The sequence below is a fragment of the Collinsella sp. OM07-12 genome (assembly GCF_003438275.1).
Taxonomy (GTDB): domain Bacteria; phylum Actinomycetota; class Coriobacteriia; order Coriobacteriales; family Coriobacteriaceae; genus Collinsella.
This window is the reverse complement of record NZ_QSTQ01000016.1, coordinates 18,311-41,891: the sequence shown is the minus strand read 5'-3', so window position 1 is coordinate 41,891 and position 23,581 is coordinate 18,311. Positions and strand designations below refer to the sequence as shown.

General features: G+C 61.7%; 21 protein-coding genes, 4 tRNA genes and 1 pseudogene. 3 read left to right on the top strand and 23 right to left on the bottom strand.

Translation table 11 applies throughout. The features are described from left to right. Positions 1-202: 202 nt before the first annotated feature. The 19 genes from DXB98_RS07040 to DXB98_RS06960 all read right to left on the bottom strand — a co-directional run bounded on the left by DXB98_RS07040 (position 203) and on the right by DXB98_RS06960 (position 16,120). Positions 203-2,899: a valine--tRNA ligase gene (locus DXB98_RS07040; protein WP_117743620.1), complete on the bottom strand. Its 2,697-nt coding sequence runs from the start codon at positions 2,897-2,899 to the stop codon at positions 203-205. A gap of 287 nt (positions 2,900-3,186) precedes the next feature. Further along, the gene (gene clpX, locus DXB98_RS07035; protein WP_117743619.1) at positions 3,187-4,596 is read right to left on the bottom strand and encodes an ATP-dependent Clp protease ATP-binding subunit ClpX; all 1,410 of its coding nucleotides are present in this window, start codon (positions 4,594-4,596) and stop codon (positions 3,187-3,189) included. 1 nt (position 4,597) lies between these two features. After that, the gene (locus DXB98_RS07030) at positions 4,598-5,218 is read right to left on the bottom strand and encodes an ATP-dependent Clp protease proteolytic subunit (RefSeq protein WP_022095182.1); all 621 of its coding nucleotides are present in this window, start codon (positions 5,216-5,218) and stop codon (positions 4,598-4,600) included. A gap of 163 nt (positions 5,219-5,381) precedes the next feature. Then, positions 5,382-6,683, bottom strand: coding sequence for a trigger factor (gene tig, locus DXB98_RS07025; protein WP_233505120.1), 1,302 nt, complete (start codon positions 6,681-6,683; stop codon positions 5,382-5,384). An 89-nt stretch (positions 6,684-6,772) separates the two neighbouring features. Continuing rightward, positions 6,773-6,856: transfer RNA gene (locus DXB98_RS07020), tRNA-Leu, on the bottom strand. Between the two features lie 13 nt (positions 6,857-6,869). Further along, positions 6,870-7,292 carry an FAD binding domain-containing protein gene (locus tag DXB98_RS10305; protein ID WP_233505119.1) on the bottom strand — a complete coding sequence of 141 codons (423 nt, stop codon included), beginning with the start codon at positions 7,290-7,292 and terminating at the stop codon, positions 6,870-6,872. 408 nt (positions 7,293-7,700) lie between these two features. Next, on the bottom strand, positions 7,701-9,056 hold the full coding sequence (gene gdhA, locus DXB98_RS07010; protein WP_117743617.1) for an NADP-specific glutamate dehydrogenase: 1,356 nt from the start codon (positions 9,054-9,056) through the stop codon (positions 7,701-7,703). Positions 9,057-9,318: 262 nt separating this feature from the next. After that, a tRNA-Sec gene (locus tag DXB98_RS10205) sits at positions 9,319-9,415 on the bottom strand. A 63-nt stretch (positions 9,416-9,478) separates the two neighbouring features. After that, entirely contained in the window at positions 9,479-9,853 is a 375-nt protein-coding gene (locus DXB98_RS10200) for a SelB C-terminal domain-containing protein (protein ID WP_158553171.1), read from the bottom strand. Further along, positions 9,798-10,289: a hypothetical protein gene (locus DXB98_RS10195; RefSeq protein WP_158553170.1), complete on the bottom strand. Its 492-nt coding sequence runs from the start codon at positions 10,287-10,289 to the stop codon at positions 9,798-9,800. The genes DXB98_RS10200 and DXB98_RS10195 overlap by 56 nt, the downstream gene beginning before the upstream one ends. Before the next feature lie 17 nt (positions 10,290-10,306). After that, positions 10,307-11,074 (bottom strand): GTP-binding protein, encoded by a 768-nt coding sequence (locus DXB98_RS07000; protein WP_158553169.1) that lies wholly within the window; start codon positions 11,072-11,074, stop codon positions 10,307-10,309. 151 nt (positions 11,075-11,225) lie between these two features. Beyond that, complete coding sequence (locus tag DXB98_RS06995) at positions 11,226-11,810, bottom strand: hypothetical protein (protein WP_199407142.1); 585 nt, start codon at positions 11,808-11,810, stop codon at positions 11,226-11,228. A 185-nt stretch (positions 11,811-11,995) separates the two neighbouring features. After that, a complete protein-coding gene (locus DXB98_RS06990; protein WP_117743639.1) occupies positions 11,996-12,832 on the bottom strand; it encodes a formate/nitrite transporter family protein in 837 nt (278 codons plus the stop codon). Between the two features lie 318 nt (positions 12,833-13,150). After that, positions 13,151-13,224 (bottom strand) — tRNA-Gly (locus DXB98_RS06985). A gap of 6 nt (positions 13,225-13,230) precedes the next feature. Then, positions 13,231-13,307 (bottom strand) — tRNA-Pro (locus tag DXB98_RS06980). Between the two features lie 91 nt (positions 13,308-13,398). Beyond that, positions 13,399-14,757: a branched-chain amino acid transport system II carrier protein gene (brnQ, locus tag DXB98_RS06975; RefSeq protein ID WP_117743614.1), complete on the bottom strand. Its 1,359-nt coding sequence runs from the start codon at positions 14,755-14,757 to the stop codon at positions 13,399-13,401. Between the two features lie 118 nt (positions 14,758-14,875). After that, positions 14,876-15,454, bottom strand: coding sequence for an MBG domain-containing protein (locus tag DXB98_RS06970; protein ID WP_117743613.1), 579 nt, complete (start codon positions 15,452-15,454; stop codon positions 14,876-14,878). Between the two features lie 5 nt (positions 15,455-15,459). Then, positions 15,460-15,798: a molybdenum cofactor biosynthesis protein B gene (locus tag DXB98_RS10450; RefSeq protein WP_233505118.1), complete on the bottom strand. Its 339-nt coding sequence runs from the start codon at positions 15,796-15,798 to the stop codon at positions 15,460-15,462. A gap of 10 nt (positions 15,799-15,808) precedes the next feature. Further along, positions 15,809-16,120: a hypothetical protein gene (locus tag DXB98_RS06960; protein ID WP_233505117.1), complete on the bottom strand. Its 312-nt coding sequence runs from the start codon at positions 16,118-16,120 to the stop codon at positions 15,809-15,811. 312 nt (positions 16,121-16,432) lie between these two features. On the opposite strand from DXB98_RS06960, the gene DXB98_RS06955 reads away from it, so the two are divergent. Continuing rightward, entirely contained in the window at positions 16,433-17,854 is a 1,422-nt protein-coding gene (locus tag DXB98_RS06955; protein WP_117743612.1) for a chloride channel protein, read from the top strand. An 87-nt stretch (positions 17,855-17,941) separates the two neighbouring features. After that, positions 17,942-18,904, top strand: a complete 963-nt coding sequence (locus tag DXB98_RS06950; protein WP_117743611.1) for a diacylglycerol kinase family protein — start codon at positions 17,942-17,944, stop codon at positions 18,902-18,904. A 21-nt stretch (positions 18,905-18,925) separates the two neighbouring features. Here DXB98_RS06950 and DXB98_RS06945 read toward each other — a convergent pair. From DXB98_RS06945 to DXB98_RS06930, 4 genes and pseudogenes are all read right to left on the bottom strand, one after another. Continuing rightward, positions 18,926-19,234, bottom strand: a pseudogene (locus DXB98_RS06945) (peptide chain release factor-like protein); the annotation flags it as partial. Positions 19,235-19,389: 155 nt separating this feature from the next. Continuing rightward, positions 19,390-19,968 carry a xanthine phosphoribosyltransferase gene (locus DXB98_RS06940; RefSeq protein WP_117743610.1) on the bottom strand — a complete coding sequence of 193 codons (579 nt, stop codon included), beginning with the start codon at positions 19,966-19,968 and terminating at the stop codon, positions 19,390-19,392. Positions 19,969-20,148: 180 nt separating this feature from the next. After that, positions 20,149-21,453, bottom strand: coding sequence for an MFS transporter (locus DXB98_RS06935; protein ID WP_117743609.1), 1,305 nt, complete (start codon positions 21,451-21,453; stop codon positions 20,149-20,151). Positions 21,454-21,594: 141 nt separating this feature from the next. Next, the gene (locus tag DXB98_RS06930; RefSeq protein WP_117743608.1) at positions 21,595-22,878 is read right to left on the bottom strand and encodes an O-acetylhomoserine aminocarboxypropyltransferase/cysteine synthase family protein; all 1,284 of its coding nucleotides are present in this window, start codon (positions 22,876-22,878) and stop codon (positions 21,595-21,597) included. A gap of 232 nt (positions 22,879-23,110) precedes the next feature. Here DXB98_RS06930 and DXB98_RS06925 point away from each other — a divergent pair, with 232 nt between their 5' ends. Beyond that, positions 23,111-23,557, top strand: coding sequence for a C-GCAxxG-C-C family protein (locus DXB98_RS06925; RefSeq protein ID WP_117734986.1), 447 nt, complete (start codon positions 23,111-23,113; stop codon positions 23,555-23,557). Positions 23,558-23,581 lie beyond the last annotated feature (24 nt).

Here is a 23,581-nt window from a genome sequence, read left to right as displayed (position 1 = left end):
GGATAGTCAGCGAAAACGCCTCTGATGAGCCAAGGTGCCGTAAAACAAGGGCGCATAGGGCTTATGCCCATGCACCCGAAGTTGAACGGCAGATTGGCCATCAGAGGCGTTTGCAGCGTCGAGTCAGCCGCCGTTCGTTAGAACGGCGGAATAGGAGTCCGCAGCGGAGAGCAAAGCATCGGGACGCGCCCCTCAGTAAGCCCTACGAGAAGTCAGCAACCTGAGCAGTCAGCGCCGCCAGGATCTCCTTGAGCTCAGCTGCACGGTCCCTCTTCTTCTGGACCACTGCAGGCGCGGCCTTGGCCACAAAGCCCTCGTTGGCGAGCGTCTTCTCGCAGCCGGCGAGCTCCTTCTGAGCCGCGGCGATCTCCTTTTCCAGGCGTGCCTTCTCGGCCGAAAGGTCAACCTTGCCCTCGAGCACCACAAAGACCTCGACGCCGCTATCGACCACGGCGATGCTCGCGGCCGGCTTCTCAACGTCGGTACCCATGACCAGCGAGGTGGTGTTGGCCAGCGGCTCGATGGTCGAGCGCAGGCTCTCGAGCTTCTCGATATCCTCGGCACCGGCGCGCACGACCACGTCGAGCTCGGCCTTGGGGCTCAAGCGATAACGCGAACGGGTGGCGCGGGCGGCGGAAACGACGGTGCGGCACAGCTCAAACGCGCGCTCGGCGGGCTCGTCAACGTACTTGGCGTAGTCGGCGGGCTCGGGCCACTTGGCGATCATGAGCGCCTCGGCGCGATCCACGTTACCCTCGGCGTCCAGGTCGAGCACGCTCGCCGGCATGTTGTCCCAGATCTCCTCGGTAACAAACGGCATGAGCGGGTGCATCAGGCGAATGGAGGTGTCGAGCACAAAGATCAGGTTGCGCTGCGCCTGCAGACGGCCCTCGCCCTTCAGGCGGGCCTTGGTGACCTCGACGTACCAGTCGCAGACCTCGTTCCAGAAGAACTGCTGCACGCCGCGGGCCATGTCGCCAAAGGTGTAGTTCTCGATGCCCTCGGTGACCATCTTGACGGCCTTGGCCAGACGGCTGAACATCCAGGCGTCGGCCGGCGTCTCCACGACGGGCTCGCCGGGCGTGTAGCCCTCCATGTTCATGAGCAGGAAGCGGCTGGCATTCCAGATCTTTGTCACAAACGACTTGGCCTGCTCGGTACGCGGGCTGTCGATGAGCTTCTTGGACTTCTTATCGATGTTCGCGTCGAACTTAACGTCCTGATTGTTGGTGCACAGCGTGAGCAGGTTGTAGCGCATGGCGTCGGCACCGTACATGCCAATAAGGTCCATGGGGTCAACGCCGTTGCCCTTGGACTTGGACATGCGGCTGCCGTCCTTGGCCAGGATCGTCGGATAAATGACGACATCCTTAAACGGCACCTCGTCCAGGAAGTACAGTGAGCTCATGACCATGCGGGCAACCCACAGCGCGATGATGTCGCGTGCAGTGACGAGCGCTGTCGTGGGGTGATGGCCCTCGAGCAGCTCCGGCTTTTGCGGCCAGCCCTGCGTGGCGAAGGTCCACAGCTGCGAGCTGAACCAGGTGTCCAGCACGTTCTCGTCCTGATGCACGTGATGGCCGCCGCACTTGGGGCACACGTCGGTGTCCTCGGTGAGGGCGTCCTCCCAGCCGCAGTCCTCGCAGTAGAACACGGGGATGCGGTGGCCCCACCACAGCTGGCGGCTGATGCACCAGTCCTTGAGGTTCTCCATCCAGGTGGTGTAGGTCTGCGTCCAGCGCGCGGGGTGGAAGGTGACCTTGCCGGAATTGACGGCGTCAAGCGCCGGCCCCTTGAGCTTGTCGACGGCGACGAACCACTGCTCGGACAGCCACGGCTCCAGGGCGGAGTCGCAACGGTAGCAGTGCATGACGGAGTGATCGTGCTCGTCGACGTGGTCGAGCAGGCCGTGCTCGTCGAACCACTTGATGACGGCCTCGCGGCACTCATCGCGGTTCATGCCGGTGAACTCGCCGTAGCCCTCAACGACCACCGCGTGCTCGTCAAAGATATTGATCTGCGGCAGGTCGTGGGCCTGACCCATGGCGTAGTCGTTGGGGTCGTGGGCCGGGGTGACCTTAACGAAGCCGGAGCCAAAGTTGGCGTCGACGTGCCAATCCTCAAAGATGGGGATCTCGCGGTCGACGATGGGGAGCTTAACGGTCTTACCCACAAAGGCGGCCTTCTCGGGGTCCTTCGGGGAGACGGCAACGCCCGTGTCGCCGAGCATGGTCTCGGGGCGCGTGGTGGCGACGACGATGTAGTCCTGGCCGTTGACCGGCTCGGTCAGCGGGTAGCGCAGGTGCCACAGGCGGCCCTTCTCGTCCTTGTACTCGGCCTCGTCGTCCGAGATGGCGGTGGTGCAGTTGGGGCACCAGTTGACGATGCGCTTGCCGCGGTAGATCAGGCCGTCGTGGTACCAGTCGCAGAACACCTTGCGCACGGCCTGGGCGTAGTCCTCGTCCATGGTAAAGCGCTCGTTGTCGAAGTCGACGGAGCAACCCATGCGCTTGATCTGCTCGACGATGATGCCGCCGTACTCGTGGGTCCAGTCCCAGCAGGCGTCGACAAACTTGTCGCGGCCAATCTCCAGGCGGCTGATGCCCTCACTCTTGAGTTTCTTGTCGACCTTGGTCTGCGTGGCGATACCGGCGTGGTCGGTACCCAGCACCCAGCGCGTGGACTTGCCGCGCATGCGGGCCATGCGGATGATGGCGTCCTGGATGGAGTCGTCGGTGGCGTGGCCCATGTGGAGCTTGCCGGTCACGTTGGGAGGCGGAATGGTGACGGTGCAGTCGCCCACGCCCTCACGGCGCTTGTAGTAGCCGCCGTCGAGCCACTTCTGCAGGATCGCCGGCTCGTTGGTCGACGGATCGTAGTTCTTGGGCATCTCTTCCATATATCTCTCCCTGTCCCGCCGGGGAGGAATGTAGGCCCGATTTTCGTTCGGTCAGGTCCTGGGCTCGCTCGAAGACCACATTAAGTGGTCTTCGGCTCGTGCGGAATCTACGAAAAACGGGCCTACATTCCTCCCCTTAGGTATCGATTACTTCAGTCTGAATTGACTTCGCTTTGGCTTAAACAAACACACAGAATAGCACAGGTAGTTGGGGTTATTGCGTATATATAAAATAGCCTCCGACCGCGGGTGGTCGGAGGCTATTTGCAAGCACGTTTTTGGCTGGTTTAGCCGTAGATGCGCTGGGGCTGCTCTTCGCCCTTGACGGAAGCTTCGGTCACGACGACCTTGGCTACGCCCTCCTCGCTGGGGAGGTCGAACATCGTCTGCTGCAGCACGTCCTCGCAGATGGAGCGCAGGCCTCGGGCGCCGGTCTTGCGGGCGAGCGCCATGCGGGCGATCTCGTGCAGGGCCGCGTCCTCAAACTCAAGCTCAACGTCCTCGAGCTGGAACATCTTACGGTACTGGCGCACCACGGCGTTCTTGGGCTCGGTCAGGATCGACACCAGGTCGTCCTCGTCAAGCGCCTGCGTCTGGGTGACGACCGGCGTACGTCCCACAAACTCGGGGATCATGCCAAAGGCGTTGAGGTCCTGCGGGAGCACCTGACGCAGCAGGTCGTTCTCGTCGACCGAGGTGGGGCCGGCGATCTCGGAGTTAAAGCCCACGCCCTTGTTGCCCACGCGGTCGGCGATGATCTTGTCCAGACCCACAAAGGCACCGCCGCAGATAAACAGGATGTTGGTCGTGTCGATCTGCAACAGCTCCTGCTGGGGATGCTTGCGGCCGCCGGTGGGCGGAACGCTTGCCACCGTGCCCTCAAGAATCTTAAGCAGTGCCTGCTGAACGCCCTCGCCCGAAACATCGCGGGTGATGGACAGGTTCTCGGCCTTGCGGGCGATCTTGTCGATCTCGTCCACATAGATGATGCCCACCTGTGCGCGCTCGATATCGCCATCGGCAGCATTGATGAGCTTGAGCAGGATGTTCTCCACGTCCTCGCCCACATAACCGGCCTCGGTAAGCGCGGTGGCGTCGGCGATGGCAAACGGCACCTCGAGGATGCGCGCGAGCGTCTGGGCAAGCAGGGTCTTACCGGTACCGGTGGGACCGAGCAGCAAAATGTTGGACTTGGCGAGCTCCACCTCGTCCATATCGTCGTCGAGCTGCGCGTCCGAGCCGTCGTCATAGGCCGAAAGCGCAGCGCCGCCCTCAATCACGCGGCGGTAGTGGTTGTACACGGCAACCGACATGGCGCGCTTGGCATCTTCCTGGCCCATGACATAGGCCGAAAGCTCGTCATAAATCTCGTGCGGCGTCGGCACATGCGTAATGACCTGGCGGGCATCGTCCTCGAGCTCAAAGCCCTCGGCCTCGGGATCCACGGCAGGCTGCCCGGCAGCCTGGCCGTGATCGTTGAGGAAGCCCGGCAGCTTGCCGTTGCGGGCGGCGTCCATAAAGTCCGAAGCCAGCGACTCCTCCAGGATCTCGGAGCAGGCGGCGACGCACTCGTCGCAGATAAAGATATTGGTCGGGCCCTTAACAAGGCGACGAACCTGTCCCTGCTCTTTTCCGCAGAAGGAGCAGCGGATAGGGTTGCCGTTCTCGTCGAAGTTGTCCTGCATGTTACCGGCCATCCTAGGCGTCCTTAGCGGCGAGGTCGCGCGAGGTGACGATGCGGTCGATCAGGCCGTAGTCGAGGGCCTCGGCAGCGGTCAGGTAGTTGTCGCGCTCGGTATCAGCCTGGACCTTCTCGATGGGCTGGCCCGAGGCATCGGACAGGATCTGGTTGAGCTCGCGACGGGTCTTCTTGATCTCCTCGGCAACGATCTCAATCTCGGTCTGCTGGCCCTGGGCGCCACCGCTGGGCTGGTGAATCATGACCTTGGAGTGCGGCAAGCAGAAGCGCTTGCCCTTGGCGCCGGCCGAAAGAAGCACGGCGGCCATAGACGCGGCCATACCGACACAGATGGTGGAGACCTGCGGCTTGATAAAGTTCATGGTGTCAAGAATCGCCAGGCCGGAGTATACCTCGCCACCGGGCGAATTGATGTAGAGCGAGATATCCTTCTCGGCATCCTGGCTCTCAAGATGCAGCAGCTGGGCAACGACCAGGTTGGCACTGACAGAGTTGATCTCCTCGCCCAAGAAGATGATGCGGTCGTTGAGCAGGCGCGAATAGATATCGTAGCTGCGCTCACCGCGCGGCGTCTGCTCGATAACGTATGGCACGAGGGCGGAATCGAACTTAGCGATCATACGCATCTCCATTTCTCTCTTGCGGACCAAATTGGTTCTAGATAAACGTACGGTGCCCGCATGCTATGCATTGGCTGGCACCGTACGAAGCAACCGGATAACCGGCTTATAACTTTACCCCATCACGGGCACACGCATGCGCTCGCGGACAAGGTGGCGAGAATTACTCGGCGTCCTTGGCGGTCTCGTCGACCTCGGTCACCTTGGCGTTCTCGACCAGGTGATCGACGGCCTTGGAGCGACGGATGGACTCGCGGACGGCGGGCATGCGGCCATCGGCGATGAACTCGGCCTTGGAAGCCTCGACGTCCTTGACGCCAGCCTTCTCGAACTCGGCGTTGATGTCGTCCTCGGTGACCTCGATCTTGAGCTCACGGGCGAGGGCGTCGAGCGCCAGGGACTCACGGGCAACGTCGTTGGCCTGCTTGTGCAGGTCGCCGATGAACTGCTCCATGGTCAGACCGGAAGCGGGCAGCCAGGTGTCTAGGGTCATGCCGCGGGCAGCAAGGTTGGACAGGAAGTTCTGGCCAAGCTCCTCAAAGACGGATTGCTCGTAGTCGGCGTCCATCTCCTCGAGCTGCAGACGCTCGGCGAGAGCGGAGACGCAACGGTTCTCCTTCTCGGCCGGGAGGCGGGAAGCCTTGTCCTGCTCGATCTCGAGCTTGATGGCGTCGCGCATGGCGTCGATGCTGTCGAAGCCAAAGTCGGACTTGACGAGCTCGTCGGTGAGCTCGGGGGTGTTGCGGACCTTGATGCCCTTGACGGTGACCTCGACGGTGTGGGTCTCGGCCTCCTCGCCCTCCTCGACCTCGTCGGTCCAGGTGACGGTCTTGACGTCGTCAACGTTAGCGCCGATCAGGGCCTCGTTGAACTCCTTGGGGTTGCTGTCGCTACCGGCGATGAGCATACGGCCCTCGGCGGCGAAGTTATCAGCGTTCTCGACGGCCTTGAGGTCGACGGTCACATAGTCGTCAGCCTCGACGGCGCGGCCCTCGACGTCCTCGAAGGTGGCGCGGTAGTTGAGGAGCATCTCGACCTGGTTGTTGATCTCGGACTCGGTGACCTCCGCGGGAGGCATCTCGATCTCGACGGCATCGAAGGAGGAGAGCTCAGCGGCAGGACGCAGGGAGAACTCGACAGTGTAGGTGTAGTCCTCGTGATCCTTGGCGAGGTCGAGCTCCTTGTAGTCACCGTTCTTGGTGGGGACGATGTCCAGCTCGTTGAGGACGGCGGGCTCGTTGGCGGCGATCAGGTCGTTAGTGGCCTGAGCGAGGGTAGCCTCGGCGCCAAGAGCGGAGTCGATAACCGGACGGGGGGCCTTGCCGGCACGGAAGCCCGGGAAGCGGTATTTCTTGGCGGTGTCCTTGTAGGCCTTCTTGATCGCGGCGTCGACGTCGGCGGCCGGGATGGTGACCGTAGCGGTGAGCTTGGCGTCCTTGACGTCAGAAGCGGTGATGTTCAACACGTTCCTCCTCATACTGCCCAGCTTATCTGAGGTGCTGGTACCTTTTATGCAACAAAGAGTCGCGACGGCGGGAGCCGACGCAAGTGCGTTGGTGCGGGCGAAAGGACTCGAACCTTCACGGGAATCCCACCAGAACCTAAATCTGGCGCGTCTACCAATTCCGCCACGCCCGCATGAGCGCACAGACTAGGAATGATAGCAGATACGAGCGGCAAGCGCACGCACACGTTTTTGGCTCACGACCTCACCACGAGTTGCCGATGGCTCAGGGTAGCTAATTTGGGACGGGGCTTTTTTATCTACCCCACCAAGGCGTTCGAGCTCGGGGCCAAATTCGAAGTGTGGGTAGCTAAAGCGTACGGCCTCGTAGCTCGCGCGGTAGTCGTGTTTGACGACCACGATGTGCTCGATCACGTCGCGCACGTAACCCATGTCCACGAACTCGGCGAGCGGCACGCGGCCGGCATCCGTCAGCTCAACATAGGAATCGAGCGCGAGGAAGGCGGAGAGCACGTCCGAGAAGCCAAAGCGGCCGTAGATGCTGCCACCCACCGTGGCGGTATTGCGCAGCTGCACGCCCACAATGTCGTGGACGGCAATCAAACACATTGTTGACGAGCGCGTTGAGCTCGGCATGGCGCTCGAGCTGGCGCAGGGTGCACATGGCGCCGATGCGAAACTCGGTCTCGGTCTCCTCGATCTGATCGAGTCCGCAGGCCGAAAGGTCAATCGCCGTCGCCACGCGACGCGATCCCAGGCGCATCCAGATGCCGCCGCCCACAATCTTGTTGTTGCGGTTTTACTGCAAGAGCTCATAGGCTTCGGCCGCGTTTCCAACACGGACGTAGGTACCGAACTTGAGCAAGTTCTCCCCCATCTCTTTACTTGTCCAGTGCCTCTAAGTGTACCAAACGAGGGCGCACGACCCTCGCCACCATAGAAAAAGGCTCCCGGCCGATATGGTCGAGAGCCTTAGGTGCATCAGCTGGTGCTGAACGGAGCTATGTTGAGCTGGATTTAGCAGACGCCCTGAGCGAGCATGGCGTCGGCGACCTTCAGGAAGCCGGCGATGTTGGCGCCCATGACAAAGTTGCCCTCCTGGCCATACTCCTTGGCGGTGTCGTCCACGTTGTGGAACATGCCGCGCATGAGCTGCTCGAGCTTACCGTCGACCTCCTCGAAGGTCCAGGACAGGTGCTCGGCGTTTTGGCTCATCTCCAGGCCGGACACGAGCACGCCACCGGCGTTGGCAGCCTTACCAGGCATAAAGGCGACGCCGTTCTCCTGGAAGTAGGTCGTGGCCTCGATGGTCGTGGGCATGTTTGCGCCCTCGCCGACTACCTTGCAGCCGTTGGCGACGAGCGCCTGGGCGTCCTCGAGCAGCAGCGTGTTCTCGCGAGCACAGGGCAGCGCGATGTCGCAGGGCAGCTGCCACACGCCGCGGCCGTCGCCCTCGTGCCACACGGCGTTGGGCTTCTCGTCAACATACATGGCGAGCGTGACGCCCTTATCGTGACCGGAACGCTTCTGGTTGTAGACGTGCTCGAGCACGGAGTAGTCGATGCCGTCGGGATCCTCGACCCAGCCGTGAGTATCGGAGCAGGCCAGCACCTTGCCGCCGAGCTGGGAAACCTTCTGGACGGCGTAGATAGCGACGTTGCCGGAGCCGTGAACGACGACGTTCTTGCCCTCGAAGGAGTCGCCGCGGCTCTTGAGGTACTCGTCCACAAAGTAGACCAGGCCGTAGCCGGTGGCCTCGGTACGGGCGAGCGAGCCGCCAAAGGAGAGGCCCTTGCCGGTGAGGACGCCGGTCCACTCGTTGGTCAGGCGCTTGTACTGACCGAACATGTAGGCAACCTCGCGGCCGCCAACGCCCAGGTCGCCGGCGGGAACGTCGGTGTTGGGGCCGATGTGGCGATAGAGCTCGGTCATGAAGGACTGGCAGAAGTGCATGATCTCGTTGTTGGACTTGCCCTTGGGGTCAAAGTCGGAGCCGCCCTTGCCGCCGCCCATGGGAAGGGTGGTCAGGCTGTTCTTGAGGATCTGCTCCAGACCCAGGAACTTGAGCATGCCCAGGGTGACCGTGGGGTTAAAGCGCAGGCCGCCCTTGTAGGGTCCAATGGCAGAGTTGAACTCGACGCGGTAACCGCGGTTGACCTGAACCTTACCCTGGTCGTCGACCCAGGGAACACGGAACATGACGATGCGCTCGGGCTCGACGAGGCGCTCCAGCAGGGCGGCCTCCTCGTACTCGGGGTGGGCGTCAAGCGCCGGCTGGATGGTGCCGAGGATCTCGGTCGCGGCCTGGATGAACTCAGGCTGCTCGGGATAGCGGGCCTTGAGCTCTTCGAGAACTTTCTGCGTGTAGCTCATGCTTCCTCCAATGATGGGAAACGAAAGTGTCGGTCGCGGCACCCTATGCGCCGCGAGCTTTATCGTGTATGGATAATATCGCACTGTTGCGGCAAAGTTACGAATAAGACCGCGGGCGGATGTTTCATTTTGATTACGATGCAGGTAGATGGGTTTTTGACCGCCTGACGTGCAAATCGCGTGTTTCAAAGCTGTTTCTCGCACGTTTCGAAACCACCACAAAGGGGACAGGCACCTTTGTGGTGGTTTTGGCGAGATGCGTTGGCGGGAACGTATGTGAATCGAACACATCCAAGACGTTTTGCACGCCTCGCAACGGTTTTGAGGACCGCGGGGCCCACCGGGGCCCATCCGTTCCCAAGCGTGGCGGTATTGTTACCAAACCGAATATGCCGCAATCGAAAAGAGCGATGCGGAAACCGCTAGCGCAGCGATCTCAGACCGCCGGCCTCCTTGTCGAGCACTGTAAAGCGCACGGCATCCAGGTGCTCCAAGATGCTGACGGTTCGCTTGCGAGACACGCCCAGAGCTTCACGCAGCACACTCGTGGTGGCGGCGCCGCCAGCAGCCTCGATAGCCGTCGCAACAACCTCACGCGCATGGGCCTCGGCGGCGGCGGACAAGGCAACGTCGCGCTCGACTTTAACGATCGAGTGGTTGAGCGAAAGCTCGCGCAGTGCACGCGTCATGGTGTCGCGATCGAGCTGCAACTGCTCGCCCACCTCGGGAAGCGTCGGCGCATTAAGACCCGCCTCGTCCAACAGGGCAACGATACGCTGGCCAGCCTCGCGCACCATGCGTATCGCCGCAGCAGCGGAATGCGGGTCGAACACCTCGGCGCCGTCGACGGCGCACACGCCGCGCGCGCTCCCCCGCCGATAGGGCCCGCGCGCGGCGACAGCGCGAAAGCAGAACGCGTCCGCCACCAAGCAGCGAAACTGGCGAATACGACAGAATGACGGCATGATCGCCGGCACGCAACGGCAGCGGCCGTTCCAGGCGCACCTGCGCCACGCGCGTCTCGCCGACCGCGAGGAGCGGCTCGTCGTCCAAAAGCATAATGCGGCCGAGCACCTCGGCCGCGCCCGCCATGACGTGCATGCGCGTACCCGAAGCAAGAACGCTGGATCGCACGCCATCGCGCCCCACATATGTCAGTTGCATCAAAAAGCGCAGCGTCTGGCCCACGCGACCCTCGACGCCGAGCATCTCGCCGCGCTTGAGGCCCGCCACGCCATCGTCCACCAGGTTCAGGGCGACGCGCTGGCCGGGAACCGCGCACTGGGTATCCCCGTGAACCTGCCCCCGCGCACGCGACAGCGCGTTTGCGACGGCAGCGCAACGAGCTCATCGCCAACCGAAACGGGACCGTCGTGCAGCGTACCCGTCACGACGGTTCCGGTGCCGCGGATGCTAAAGCAACGGTCGATGGGAAGACGGGGCGCGGCGCCCGAGCCCACGGCTGCCTCCAGGTGCTCCGACCAGCACGAGTAAACCGCGTTATCGAGCACCGTAAGCAGCTCGTCCAGGCCCTCGCCCGTCTTGGAGGACACCGGCACTATCGACGCCCCCGCAAACACGGTCCCGTCCAGAAACGCCTCGACATCGAGCTCCGCCAGCGTGGCAATCTCGTCGTTGGCCAAATCGCGCATCGTGAGCGCGACGACCATGCGCGTCACACCCAACAGCTCCAGAACCCGAACGTGCTCGCGGGTCTGCGGCATCACGCCCTCAACGGCCGAAACCACCAGTAACGCTACGTCCACGCCGGTGGCGCCCTGCACCATGGCGCGCAGATAGTGCGCATGCCCGGGCACGTCGACCAGGCCGACAATCTTGCCACCGGGAAGCCCGAGCTCGCCAAAACCGAGCTCTGTAGTCATGCCTCGGCGGCGTTCGACCTCCAGACGGTCGGGATCTTTGCCGGTCAGTGCCTCGATAAGGGCCGACTTTCCGTGGTCGACGTGTCCCGCTGTTCCAACGACAACGGGACATTCGACAAGCTCGCGCGCCGTCATCGGCGCAAACCTGCCCGCACGGCATCCACCAACGCAGACGCACATAGATCAAGGTCGGTGTCGTGCAAAAGCGTGCGAACGTCAAACAGCACCTGGTCGTGCCGCACGCGTGTCACGACCGGCGTATCGGGCTCCTGAACCAAGGCGCGCTTTAGGCCATCGGCGGATAGGCGCCCATCGACAGGGCAGACGGCACGCAAAATGTTGGGAGCTCGACAGTCGGCAGCGATCCGCCGCCGGGAGTAGAGGCGCCCTCGACAACCTGCAGCTCCACGACCTCTTCGCACTGAGCCTCGCGAAGCTTGCGCAGCAGACGCGCGGCGTGCTCTTTGCGGCCCCCACGGGCACAGGTCGCGACGTCATACTCAAGCATGCTGTAGCCGCGGGCGACATCGGTCACCGCCTGCACCGCTGCGGGAGCAAGCGGAGCGCGGCCCAGATTGGTGTGAATCACAACGCCCGTCGCGTTGACGGCAGGGCGCAGGGTCGGCAGCGACAGTCGGTGGCACCGCTGCTCGATGGCCAAGGCGAGCTCGCGCTTATTCCTAGCGGGGGTGCCAGAGCGGATCGCCTCGCGCTCGGCATCGAGCTCGGCATCAATCGCCTCGCGCACAATCATGTCGCCCGCATCGCCGACAGCCTTCATGACCGGCCACTCGGCCAGCAGTTCGTGAGCGGCGGGAATGGAGCGCAGGCGGTCGCGCACCTCGGCAGGCATGGATTCGCAGTCGCTCATGGAAAGCCTTTCGACATGTTCAATAAAAAGCGGGTCCCCTTTGGTCGTCATCGGCCAAAATGTGACGAGACGTATGCAAAAGGGACAGGTCCATTATGGCAGCTCGCGACAAGACGGCGAAACGCCTCGTCCAAAACCTGCCAAAATAAACCTGTCCCTTTTTGGTCGGTTATGGGTTGGGTCCTTTAGGCCTCTTTATTGGCGTAAATAAACCAGTAGCCCAGCGCCACGATCAGGGCGCCGCCCACGATATTGCCCAGCGTGGCGACCGAAAGGTTGAGCGCCAGCCCGGCGGCGTTGAGGGCATCGGCGCCGGCGACATCGGCTCCATAGCCGCAGGAATGCATCAAAATGCCCATGGGCAAAAAGTACATGTTGGCAACGCAGTGCTCAAAACCGCAGGCCACAAAGGCAGCGATAGGCAGCAAAATGCCCACGACCTTATCGACCACGGTCTTGCCGGCAGTGCCGATCCATACGGCCAGGCAGACAAAGATGTTGCACAGAATGCCGCGGAAGAAGATGGTAACGGCGTCGATCGTAACCTTACCGGCGGCGACGCTCACCATGGTGTTGGCGACGGCCTCGCCGTTGAGCTTATAAATAGCTGCCATGTAAATCAAAAAGACAACGAACAGGGCGCCGGCAAAGTTGCCGATCCACACAATAGCCCAAGCCTTAAGCATCTGGACGAGCGTGATCTTTTTGCTCTTAAGCGCGCAGACCATAAGCGAGTTACCGGTAAACAGCTCCGCGCCGCAAATGAGCACGAGCACCAGTCCCAGGCAAAAAGCAAGACCGCCCACGAAGCGCTGGGCGCCCCAGCCAAGCGTGGGATCGCTCAGAAAGACCGTGAAGAACAGGCCGCCGAAGGCGATAAACGCGCCGGCGAACATGGCGAGCAAAATGGCCTTCGAGACCGGCAGGCTGACCTTGGCAACACCGGCAGCCTCGGTCTTGGCCTCGATCGCGGCGGGCGCCAGGCAGTCGGGAGTGGGATATTCTGCCTTACTTTGTGCCATGGCAATCACTACTTTCGTACGATGTGGGACAAACATTGGTCATAAACATGTCCCGCGAAGATGGGCAAAAACAAACGCGAGCCAAATTAGCATATTGGCCTGCGATTATATAGCTTGGAGCGGGCGACGGGAAGTCCAAGGATTTGCTTCGCAAATCCTTGTTTCGCTGCGGGCCTTCGGCCCTTGCGTGCTGCGCTGGAAAATGCTCACGCATTTTCTCAGCTCCGCACCCTGACGGGTTCGATTCCCGTCGCCCGGTGCGTAAACGAAAACAGCTCTGATTCCCAAAGGAAACCAAAGCCGTTAAAACAATTCTTATGGAGCGGGCGACGGGAATCGAACCCGCGTCATCAGCTTGGAAGGCTGGGGTTCTACCATTGAACTACGCCCGCAAGATATGGTCGGGACGACAGGATTTGAACCTGCGACATCCTGCTCCCAAAGCAGGCGCGCTACCAAACTGCGCCACGTCCCGAAGGTGTTGAGCAGCTAAGGTCTAAACCTTGCGTGTCCCAAAGCGAAGGAAATTATAGGGGAGTCTCCCCGCCTGTGCAAGTGACGATACCCTAGCTCCTCGAATGTGCGACAAACCGGCTGTGGAGCAGGCCGATCACAAACGCCACCACGGCAACCGGCGCCCACGCGGCTCCAATGTCTGCCAGCGGCAGCGCATCGAACGGCAGCCACGCGCCCGTAAAGAACGCATCGCGGACCGAGGTGATCACGCTTTGGACCGCGACAACGCCGCCGACCCAGACCCACACCTGCGGATGCGCGTCGCAAAAACCGTGCACCAGACCCATAAGCACCAGCACGATGGCGACGGGGTACAGGGCGTTGAGCATGGGCACCGAGAACATGAGGATCATGTCGAGACCCACGTTGGAGAGCACGCACGAAAACGCCGCGAACACAAAGGCGAGAACCGCAAAGGGACGGCGCATGGCCTCCTCGGAAGCCTCCGCTCCCCCTTTGACCACATACGTCTCGCAGAAATAGCGCGAACAGCAGCTGATGAGCCCGATGCACACGTTCATGCAAGCGAGGAAGAAGATCGCAAAGACCACGACCGTGCCGGCAAGGCCAAAATGCATGGAGGCAGAGCGAGCGAGGATGGCGGCGCCATTGGTGGCATCGGGCATCACGGTGCTGAGTTGCGTGCCGGCAAGTGCTAGGCCGCAGTAGATGATGGCCATGAGCACACCGGCGATCACGCCGGAGCGCGAAATCTCGAAGGCAACGCGCTTGTCATCGGTAACGCCCAGCTCGTGGATAATCTCGGCGATGATGATGCCAAAGGCGAGCGAGGCGAGCAGGTCCATGGTCTGGTAGCCGGTCAAAAAGCCCTGCACGGCAACGCCGGCATTATAGGGAGCCTGCGGCGCGGCAGCGGGACCCAGCGGCGAGACCACGGCGGCACCCACGACCAACAAGATAAGGGCGATGAGCGCGGGGCCCGTAATACGGCCGAGCACGCGCGTGATGACGCCGGGACGCAGCGTGAGCGCAAATGCGACGATAAAGAATCCGACGGCGAACACCAGGCGAGCCGTGGCGAGCGAGACGCCCTCGGGCAGCAGCGGCACCAGCATCTCGAAGGCTGTTGAGCTCGTGCGCGGGATGGCCAAGCACGGGCCGATGGCCAGATACACCGCCGCGACAAAGAATTCGCCAAACTTGGGGTGCACGCGGCCGGCAAGCTCGCGCGCCGTTCCGGCAAGTGCCACGGCGATAAAGCCCATGACGGGCAGGCCGATGGCGGCGATGAGAAAGCCGAGCATGGCGACCGGCGTGGCAGAACCTGCCTGCAGCGCCAGCAGCGGCGGAATAATGAGGTTGCCGGCACCAAAGAGCATCGAGAACAGGGCAATGCCGACAGTGAGGACATGGTCGGAGCGCAGGCCGCGGGGAGCGGATGAGGCCATGGGACCACCTTTCGAGTCGAGACAAAAACGGGACGGGCAAAAGACCCGTCCCGCAAGTATATATGCTTTAGCAGACTAAATCGTGCAAAGCTTCAATCTAGCCACCCCTTTTGAGCCGTTACGCGTCCGAGCGACGACGACGCAGCAGCTCGAGCGCTATTGCGATAAGCGCAACGGCGCCCGCAGCCACGGCGACTGCCAATGGCGCGTGATCGCCCGTATCGGCGAGCTGCTGAGCGCCCGACTTGGACGAAGCCTTCTGTCCTGGGTTTTCCGCACCATCGCCCCTTGCCTTATCGGCTGCGGAGTCAGCCGAACTACCTGGTTTTGCCGGATCCCCAGAATCCGACTGGTCGGAATCGGGCGTCCCGGGCTTATCCGGGTCCGGGTTGCCGGGCCCCGGCTTATCCGGCTTGTCCGGATCGGGTCCATCGGGCTTGTCCGAATCGGGAACCACCGGGTCCGGGTCGACAGGCTCCTGCTTCTTCTTCACCGTCAGCGTACCGGGCTCAACCGTGACATCAAAGTTCGGGTCGGTGACCGTCGCCTCGATCTGGTACTCGCCCGCCGGGGAACTCTCATCGGCGACGCAGGAGTACTCGGCCTTCACGCCCGAAGTGTCAACCGCACTCTCCAGGCTCGAGGTAAACGCTGGGTTCGTCTCTCCCTCGAAGCGCTCGGTGTCGTCAACCTTCACCGTTACTAGATTATGCTTTCGCGCGAATAATGTTTATGATAAATATCTCTCGCCTGATAATTTTCTTTTACCAATAACCACGAGACGGCCCGCACTGCCGCTGCATAAAAAGGCGGAGCAGCCCGTAAGGTTACTCCGCCGCAGGTGAGCACGACATTGGCGTGGCACTCATCGGCGGCTTCCACAATGGCATCACCGATTTCGCTGACGTCGTCGCGCACGACCACATGTGAGGCGACCGTCCATCCCTGCGCCTCGATAAGCTCCTCGAGCACAGCGTCTGCTTCGTCCTGGGCAAGATCGCACGTATCCGAGCACGTCACGATCGATATCTTCAACTCCATAGCGTTCCTCCTATAGCACCGTTCCCTCGGGCAGGTCGACGCGCACAACGTCCACGACATCTCCCGCCTTGAGCTCACACGGCCCTTCGTCAATACGCAGCAGGCAGTTGGCCCGCTGCATCGTGCCGAGTAGCGCCGAATTCTGCGTCTTGGCCTCGGTCACCAGCAGCTCACCGGTCTCGGGGTCGCGCAAAACCGTGGCGCGATCGAAGAAGCGTCGGTCCTGGCGCTTCTTCACGCCGTGCGTCAATATCGCCTGCTGCACGGGACGCGTACCCTCGGCAAAGCCGCGCATCTTGCGGATCGCGGGGCGGGCGAGCATCTCAAAGCCCGCATACGCCGCCGCGGGATTGCCCGAAAGCCCAAAAACGGCTTGTCCCCAAGCAGGCCAAACGTGATGGCCTTGCCGGGACGCATCGAGATGCGATCTTACATGCCACGGCGCGCAACGGCAGCGCCGATTCTTTATGTTTGGTTCAGTATAATCCCCCGCTGCCCGCTCAAGACATGGCCCGCAACGGCAAATACACCTGTCGGCTACGCACCTCTCGCAACAGATCCGAAACCTGCCAATCGCCTTGAGACTGAGGGCGCCGTCCTATAATGCATGCATCACAACAAATAAGAGGACGTTATGGCTTTTATCGATAAACGTGAAAATACACTCGACCCGTCTGATGACGCCCGTCAGGACAAAGACGGCAGAACCTTCTCTCCGGCCGACTTGATCATCAGCGGTCGCAACCAGCTCACCCGCTCTGAGCAGATCTTGGCCGCCGACACGCGCCGCAATGCCCGTAACATGCTCGCGAGTGCCAAGTTGCTCGCGCTCGTCGTTGTCGTTTCGCTCGCCATGGGCGTTGCCGCCTGGGCGTTTTTGGCCTCGCTGGATATCGCGACCGATTATCGAGAGCACCATGCGTGGGTCTACGCCCTGCTCCCCGTCGTGGGCGTGGCCACCGCGTGGGTCTACAAGAACCACGGTCTTGCCGCCAAGCGTGGCAACAACCTGGTCATCGACTCCGCTCTGGGCACACGCCTCATCCATATGCGCATGGCCGTCCTCACCTTCGTCTGCTCCACGCTCACGCACCTAACGGGCGGATCGGCCGGTCGCGAGGGAGCCGCAGTGCAGATTGGCGGCACCATCGCCAGCAACATCTCGAGCCTCGCCCACCTCAAAAAGCATGACCACCATGACCTCATGCTCGCCGGCATCTCATCGGCCTTTGGCGCCGTATTCGGTTCGCCCCTTGCCGGAGCTTTCTTTGGCATGGAGATGTGCTTTATCGGCAAGATCGACTACACCGCGGGCATCTACTGCCTGGTCGCCTCGTTTACCGGCTACTTTACGTCACTCGCTATGGGCACCCAGTACGAGAGCAACGTCATCGCCAGCGTTCCCGACATGACGCCCAGAACGGTTGCCATCGTCGTTATCGGAGGCATAATCTTTGGCCTGACGGCACGTCTCTTTGCCTGGTCGGTTCGAACCGTCAAGAGCCTGTACGGTCGCTTTATCACCAACTACCTTGCTCGCGCACTCGTGGGCGCGCTCGTGGTGCTCGCGGCCTACGCGATACTCGACGCCTGGAAGTATGCCGGCCTTGCCACCTGGCTCTCGGGCGCCGGTTTCGCCGGCAACACGACCCTTGCCGATGCGGCCATCAAACTCGTCGTGACGGCGCTCACCCTGGGTGCCGGCTTCCAAGGCGGCGAGGTCACGCCCCTGTTTGGCATCGGTGCGGCGCTCGGCGGATGGATTGGCTGCCTCGCCGGACTCGACCCGAGCTTTATGGCGGCCCTCGGCATGCTCGGCGTCTTCTGCGCCGGCCTCAACGTGCCCATCACCACCTGCATGATGGCTATCGACCTGTTCCATGGAACGGCCGCGGGCTTCTTTGTCATCGTGGCCTTTATCAGCTACCTAACCGGCGGCCACCGTGGCGTGTATCCCGCCCAGCGCATTGTGTCCCCTAAGTGCCGCTCGCTTATCGTGGACGAGGGTCACACGGTGGCAGAGGCTATCGAGCGCCACAACGACCTGATAGAGTAGACGTTAGTATTCGCCGTGCAGCCACAATCGGGGGCAATTCGACCTGAGCGCGACCGCACCGTCATGCCACACGCCGGGAGTCGCCCCATGCACGCAACTGATTTTGGTCGCACGCTCATCATCGCCAACCCCGCTGCCCAGTCGGGCGCGGCGCGCGAGGTTGCCGAGCGCCTGCAACGCTTTTTGGACATGACGGCGCGCGCGTCCCAGTTTGACTTGGTGCTGACAGAGCGCATGGGGCATGCCAAGGAACTTGCCGCACAGGCCCAGGGCTACCGCACGGTTATCGCACTCGGCGGCGACGGCGTGATCCACGAGGTTGTCAATGGGCTCATGACGCAGGAAGAGGCCGTCCGTCCCGCCCTTGCCGTCCTGCCCGTGGGCTCCGGCAACGATTTTGCCCAGACGCTCGGGATCGACGATTTCTCAGGTAGGGATTTTGGCGCGCTGCTCACCTGCGAGCTGCAACGTCAGGACATCGGGCGCATTCGCTCATGGAATCCCGCAAGCGGAAGCGGCGAGGCCTCGGTGAAGTACTACGACCAGACGCTCTCGGTCGGCATCGATGCCGCCATCGGCCTGGGCACCACCGAGTTGCGCAAGAAGACCGGCTTGACGGGTGCTCCGCTCTACACTCTCTCAGGGCTTGAACAGTTTGGCCTGCGCTATCGTAACTACCCCATGACGGTCACCTTTGACGGCGCCCCCGCCGAGCGCGTGCGGGCGATTATCATGGCGATTCAGCTGGGCCCCACCTACGGCTCGGGCTATCGCATCTGCCCCGATGCCGACCCCTGCGACGGCATACTCGACGTATGCTACGCCTGCGGCCCCGTCCCCCGCGCGGTTGCCCTACCCATGTTTCTTTCGGCCAAGGACGGCCACCACACCAAGCTGCCGCCGGTTCGTATGCGCCGTTGCTGCCATGCCGAGCTCACCTTCGAGCAGCCCGATTACCCCATCCAAGCCGATGGCGAGCCCGTTGTCGCCTCGCGCATCGAGGTCGACGTCCTCGGCGGCGCCCTCCAAGTTTGGCACCCCACCCGCTAGCAAGACCAGTGGAACAAGCGACTACTCGTCCCTGCCCGGCTTGCGTCGGTTGGCCTTTTTAATGGCATTGAAGTGCTTATCGTTGAGCCTGCGCTGGCGAGAGCGCTGGGGCACCTTGGTCTTTACGCGTCGGCACGGTGGACGCCCGCGACGCTCAAGCTCGGCGCGCAGCTTGCGCAGGCAGCTCGCGCGATTGTGGAACTGACTACGGCTTTCGCGCGCCGTCACGGTAATCCCTGTGGGCACATGCTTCATGCGCACCGCCGAGTCCGTCGTGTTCACGCCCTGACCGCCCGGACCTGTCGCGCGAAACACCTGCACCTCGCAATCGCGCGCCAACTCCTCAGCCGACATCGCGGCATAGCGCGCATACTCGCGCCATCCCATCTTGTTCTCATCCATATCAACGCCTCCCCTCATACAAAAAATGTGACAAAGGGACAGTCCCTTTGTCACATCGCATACCAATCGCTTGTGTTGCGCGCTTAGGCGAAGGTGATCTCGCCGGTCTCGCAGTCCATATCGGCGATACGGGCCAGGCTCTCAACGCGAAAGCCACGCTCGCGGAGCTTATCACCACCGCCCTGGAAGCCCTTCTCCACCGCAATGCCAATGCCGGATACCTCGGCACCCGCAGCCTCGCAGATCTTGATAAGACCCTCGAGCGCGCAGCCGTTGGCCAAGAAGTCGTCGATGATCAGGACCTTGTCGGCCTCGGACAGGAAACGCTTACCAACGATGACCGGGTACTCCTTTTGCTTGGTAAAGGAGTAGATGGTCGTGGCATACTGCTCGCCGTCGAGGTTGATGGACTGTGCCTTCTTGGCAAAGACCACCGGCACACCGCCAAAATGCTGAGCCGCGATGCAGGCCATGCCAATGCCCGAAGTCTCAATCGTCAGGATCTTGTTGATCTCGACGCCCTCGAACAGACGGGCCCACTCGGCGCCCATGTGGTCAAACAGCTCAACGTCGCACTGGTGGTTGAGGAAGGCATCAACCTTAAGGACGTTACCGGCCTTTACGATGCCGTCATGGCGAATACGATCCTCAAGCTCCTGCATGACGCAACCCCTTCTCGCGGCAAGGATGCCGCGCGATTAATAAACGTTGTTCGGTAGTCTACCACGGACCGACCCCCGCCCGCCCCACAAGCCCCTGCGCACCATAAAGCCGCAAGACCAGCTGATTTGGGACGGGGCTCTTTTAGCTACTTTCAATGGGCCGATAGCCGCCTTCGCAAGCTAATGGCGGGCGCGCATCCTCACCAAACGCACCATGGCGAGCGCAAAGCCCGCTGCCGCCACAGCCATGAGCACGTAGAATACCGAGCGAAAACCAAACAGGAACACATCCGGACGACCTGCAACAATACTGGTCACGGCCTCGCCCATCGCCACGCTCATCTGCCCATACAGGATATGCGATGCCGCTGTAATGCCCACTGCCATACCCGCATAGCGCGCCAGGCTACCCAGGCTGCCCGCAAAGCCGAGCGCTTCGCGCGGAGCCGAGCCCATATACAGCGAGTTATTGGGGCTCTGGAAAATCGACGTACCGCACGACATAAACGCGACGCAACACACGATCACAGGGATGGAAGAGTGCTCGTCGAGCGTGCTTACCGCAAAAAGACCGCATACGTACACGCCTAGGCCGACCGCCGTGGGACCCTCGCAGCCAACACGGTCCGAAACCGTTCCCGAAAGCGGGCCGATAAAGGCATTCACCATCGGCAGCGCCAAAAAGAGCAATCCGGAAATGTCGGAACCAAAGCCGTGGGCATCCTGAAAATAGAACGGCAGGATAAACTCTGATGCGCCAATACCAACGAACACGATGAGCATGCAGGCGAGGTTGATGGTGAAGGCCGAATTTGCAAAGCAACGACGAGCGGCCTCGATCAGGGACATGGGGCGCTCGCCAGCCTCCGGCTTAACATGCGGCAGCGTGTAGAGCCCCACGATAAACGAGATGACGCCAATGGGCAGGTTGATGAGGAAGATACTCTCCCAGGGAAAGCTTGCCACCAGCATGCCGCCCAGCACGGGGCCACACATCATGCCGAGGGCCACGAAGGTCGCGAGAATGCCCATGGCGCGGCCGCGCTCGCGCGCCGGAAACGACTCGGTAATAATGCCCATGTTGTTGGCCATGGCCGCCGCGCAACCGGCGCCCTGGACAATGCGAGCCAGAATAAGAACCTCGAGCGAGGCCGACAGCCCGCACAGCAACGATCCGACCGTAAAGACGATTACACCCAGCTGGAATACGCCCACCTTGCCGCGCACGTCGCCCAAGCGGCCAAACGGCAGCATAGCCACGCATGTCGCAAGCAGGTACACCGAGCTCACCAACTGGATGTGGTCGAGGCCCACGCCCAGCTCCTTTTGCATCACGGGCAACGCCACGGTCACGACGGTCGAATCCAGACACGACATAAACGTCATGATGAGCACGGTAAACAGAATCGCCCATTTGTTCTTGCCATGGGTGTCGCCCTCTAGGGCAATGTGCTCGCGGCGCAGCTGCTCTGCAGTTTTCTCCATATCCATCCTTTCGAGTGGCCCAACGCAAAAACGGGGCCCCAATCGTCTGCAAACAGTCGCGATTGGGGTCCCGCCTACGGAATCGGAACGAAAGGTCACCGAAGCTTTCTGCCAGCATCGGCGCCTTGTGCGAACGCTAGCCTAGCACTGCTCAAGCGCCTGCTCAAGGTCGGCAATCAGATCGGCCGTGTCCTCGAGGCCGCACGACAGACGCACCATGTCGGCGGAGATGCCACAGGCGATGAGCTCCTCATCGTTCATCTGGCGATGGGTGGCGTTTGCCGGATGCAAGCAGCAGGTGCGCGCATCGGCCACGTGCGTAGCGATCTGGGCGAGCTTAAGGCTCTTCATAAAGGTCTCGGCCGCCGCACGACCACCGTTAAAGCCAAAGCTCACGACGCCACAAGTACCGTTGGGCATGTACTTCTGAGCCAGGTCATAGTACTTGTCGCCCTCCAGACCCGGATAGCTCACAAAGCGCACCTTGGGATGGCTCTGCAGGAACTTAGCGACCGCTAGGCCGTTCTCGCAATGACGCGGCATGCGCACATGCAGGCTCTCGAGCGAGCTGTTCAAGAAGAACGCCGCCTGCGGGTTCTGCATGGGGCCAAGGTCGCGCATGAGCTGAGCGGTTGCCTTGGTAATGAAGGCACCCTCGCGACCGAACTTCTCGGCATACGTCACGCCGTGGTAACTCTCGTCGGGCGTGGTGAGACCCGGGAACTTGTCCGCATGGGCCATCCAGTCAAACTGGCCGTGGTCGACGATCACGCCGCCCAGGTAGGCAGCGTGTCCATCCATGTACTTGGTGGTAGAGTGCGTAACGATGTCGGCGCCCCACTCAAAGGGACGGCACATCACGGGCGTCGGGAAGGTGTTGTCGACCATCAGCGGCACGCCATGGTCATGCGCGGCCTTGGCAAAGCGCTCAATATCGAGCACGGCGAGGGCGGGATTGGCGATGGTCTCGCCAAAGACGAGCTTGGTGTTGGGCTCAAACGCTGCCTCCAACTCCTCATCGGTGCAGTCGGGGGCAACGAACGTGCAGGTCAGACCCATGCGGCCCATGGTATGGGCGAGCAGGTTATACGTACCGCCGTAAATAGCAGAGCTCGCGACCACGTGATCGCCGGAGCCGGCCACGTTAAAAATCGCGAGGAAGTTCGCAGCCATGCCCGAGCTCGTGAGCATCGCAGCGGTACCGCCCTCCATCTCGCAGATCTTGGCGGCAACCAGATCACACGTGGGGTTCTGCAGACGGCTGTAGAAGTAGCCCGACTCCTCCAGGTCGAACAGCTTGCCCATGTGCTCGGACGTGTCGTACTTCCACGTGGTTGACTGGTAGATAGGCACCTGACGCGGCTCTGCATCACCCGGGCGATAACCGCCCTGAACACACGTCGTACCGATGGTCTGCTCGCTCATATCCAACTCCCTTACTTGGGTTTTGTTTTATTCGGTTCACGATACCGCTACCCCGCACCCCTCTCAACCCATCCCGCCAATAGGTTATGGGACAAATTAATCAGGTTTATTTGTCCCAAATCTTAAGAAAGTGTTCGATGGCGAAAAACAATAAGATATGCGCTGGGTCTCGATGAGTGAGTGCGCCAGCAAGGGTACCATAGGCGGGTACACCGTGATCAAGGAGACAACGATGAAGCAAATCGATACTGCCCAGCTCGACGCCGCCGCCTGCCAAGCTCAGGCTGCCGAATACCACGCCCGCGGTTTTAACTGCGCACAGGCCGTCGCCTGCACGCTCGCGCCTGCCGTCGGACTCGACCCCCAGGTCGCCTTTACCCTCACCGAGGGCTTTGGCGCCGGCATGGGCGGTATGACCGAAACCTGCGGCGCCATCTCGGGCGCCGTGGCAATCATGGGCTTTGTAATGAGCGACGGCATGGAAAACCCCAAGTCCAAGGGCAAGACCTACAAGCTGTCGCGCGAGATCGCCAAGCGTTTTGGCGAGAAGAACACGACGACTGTCTGCGGCACGCTCAAGGGCATCGGATCGGATAAGGGTCCGCTCCGCAGCTGCCCCGGCTGCATCGACGATGCCGTCGAGATCGCCTGCGATATGCTAAAGCAGCTCGCCGAGTAAACGGCAGCAACAGAAAACGACGGC

What these genes read in the sequence shown, in the direction of transcription:
- DXB98_RS10450 (WP_233505118.1), bottom strand. Translation starts at nt 15,798, where the DNA reads ATGGAGTTGAAGATATCGATCGTGACGTGCTCGGATACGTGCGATCTT.
- DXB98_RS06995 (WP_199407142.1), bottom strand. Translation starts at nt 11,810, where the DNA reads ATGAGCGACTGCGAATCCATGCCTGCCGAGGTGCGCGACCGCCTGCGC.
- DXB98_RS06925 (WP_117734986.1), top strand. Translation starts at nt 23,111, where the DNA reads ATGAAGCAAATCGATACTGCCCAGCTCGACGCCGCCGCCTGCCAAGCT.
- DXB98_RS06955 (WP_117743612.1), top strand. Translation starts at nt 16,433, where the DNA reads ATGGCTTTTATCGATAAACGTGAAAATACACTCGACCCGTCTGATGAC.
- clpX (WP_117743619.1), bottom strand. Translation starts at nt 4,596, where the DNA reads ATGGCCGGTAACATGCAGGACAACTTCGACGAGAACGGCAACCCTATC.
- DXB98_RS06940 (WP_117743610.1), bottom strand. Translation starts at nt 19,968, where the DNA reads ATGCAGGAGCTTGAGGATCGTATTCGCCATGACGGCATCGTAAAGGCC.
- DXB98_RS10200 (WP_158553171.1), bottom strand. Translation starts at nt 9,853, where the DNA reads ATGGTGCGCGAGGCTGGCCAGCGTATCGTTGCCCTGTTGGACGAGGCG.
- brnQ (WP_117743614.1), bottom strand. Translation starts at nt 14,757, where the DNA reads ATGGCCTCATCCGCTCCCCGCGGCCTGCGCTCCGACCATGTCCTCACT.
- DXB98_RS06960 (WP_233505117.1), bottom strand. Translation starts at nt 16,120, where the DNA reads ATGCTCGCCCGCCCCGCGATCCGCAAGATGCGCGGCTTTGCCGAGGGT.
- DXB98_RS10305 (WP_233505119.1), bottom strand. Translation starts at nt 7,292, where the DNA reads ATGTGTTTGATTGCCGTCCACGACATTGTGGGCGTGCAGCTGCGCAAT.
- DXB98_RS07030 (WP_022095182.1), bottom strand. Translation starts at nt 5,218, where the DNA reads ATGATCGCTAAGTTCGATTCCGCCCTCGTGCCATACGTTATCGAGCAG.
- DXB98_RS06935 (WP_117743609.1), bottom strand. Translation starts at nt 21,453, where the DNA reads ATGGAGAAAACTGCAGAGCAGCTGCGCCGCGAGCACATTGCCCTAGAG.
- DXB98_RS07000 (WP_158553169.1), bottom strand. Translation starts at nt 11,074, where the DNA reads ATGACGGCGCGCGAGCTTGTCGAATGTCCCGTTGTCGTTGGAACAGCG.
- DXB98_RS07040 (WP_117743620.1), bottom strand. Translation starts at nt 2,899, where the DNA reads ATGGAAGAGATGCCCAAGAACTACGATCCGTCGACCAACGAGCCGGCG.
- DXB98_RS06930 (WP_117743608.1), bottom strand. Translation starts at nt 22,878, where the DNA reads ATGAGCGAGCAGACCATCGGTACGACGTGTGTTCAGGGCGGTTATCGC.
- DXB98_RS06950 (WP_117743611.1), top strand. Translation starts at nt 17,942, where the DNA reads ATGCACGCAACTGATTTTGGTCGCACGCTCATCATCGCCAACCCCGCT.
- gdhA (WP_117743617.1), bottom strand. Translation starts at nt 9,056, where the DNA reads ATGAGCTACACGCAGAAAGTTCTCGAAGAGCTCAAGGCCCGCTATCCC.
- DXB98_RS06990 (WP_117743639.1), bottom strand. Translation starts at nt 12,832, where the DNA reads ATGGCACAAAGTAAGGCAGAATATCCCACTCCCGACTGCCTGGCGCCC.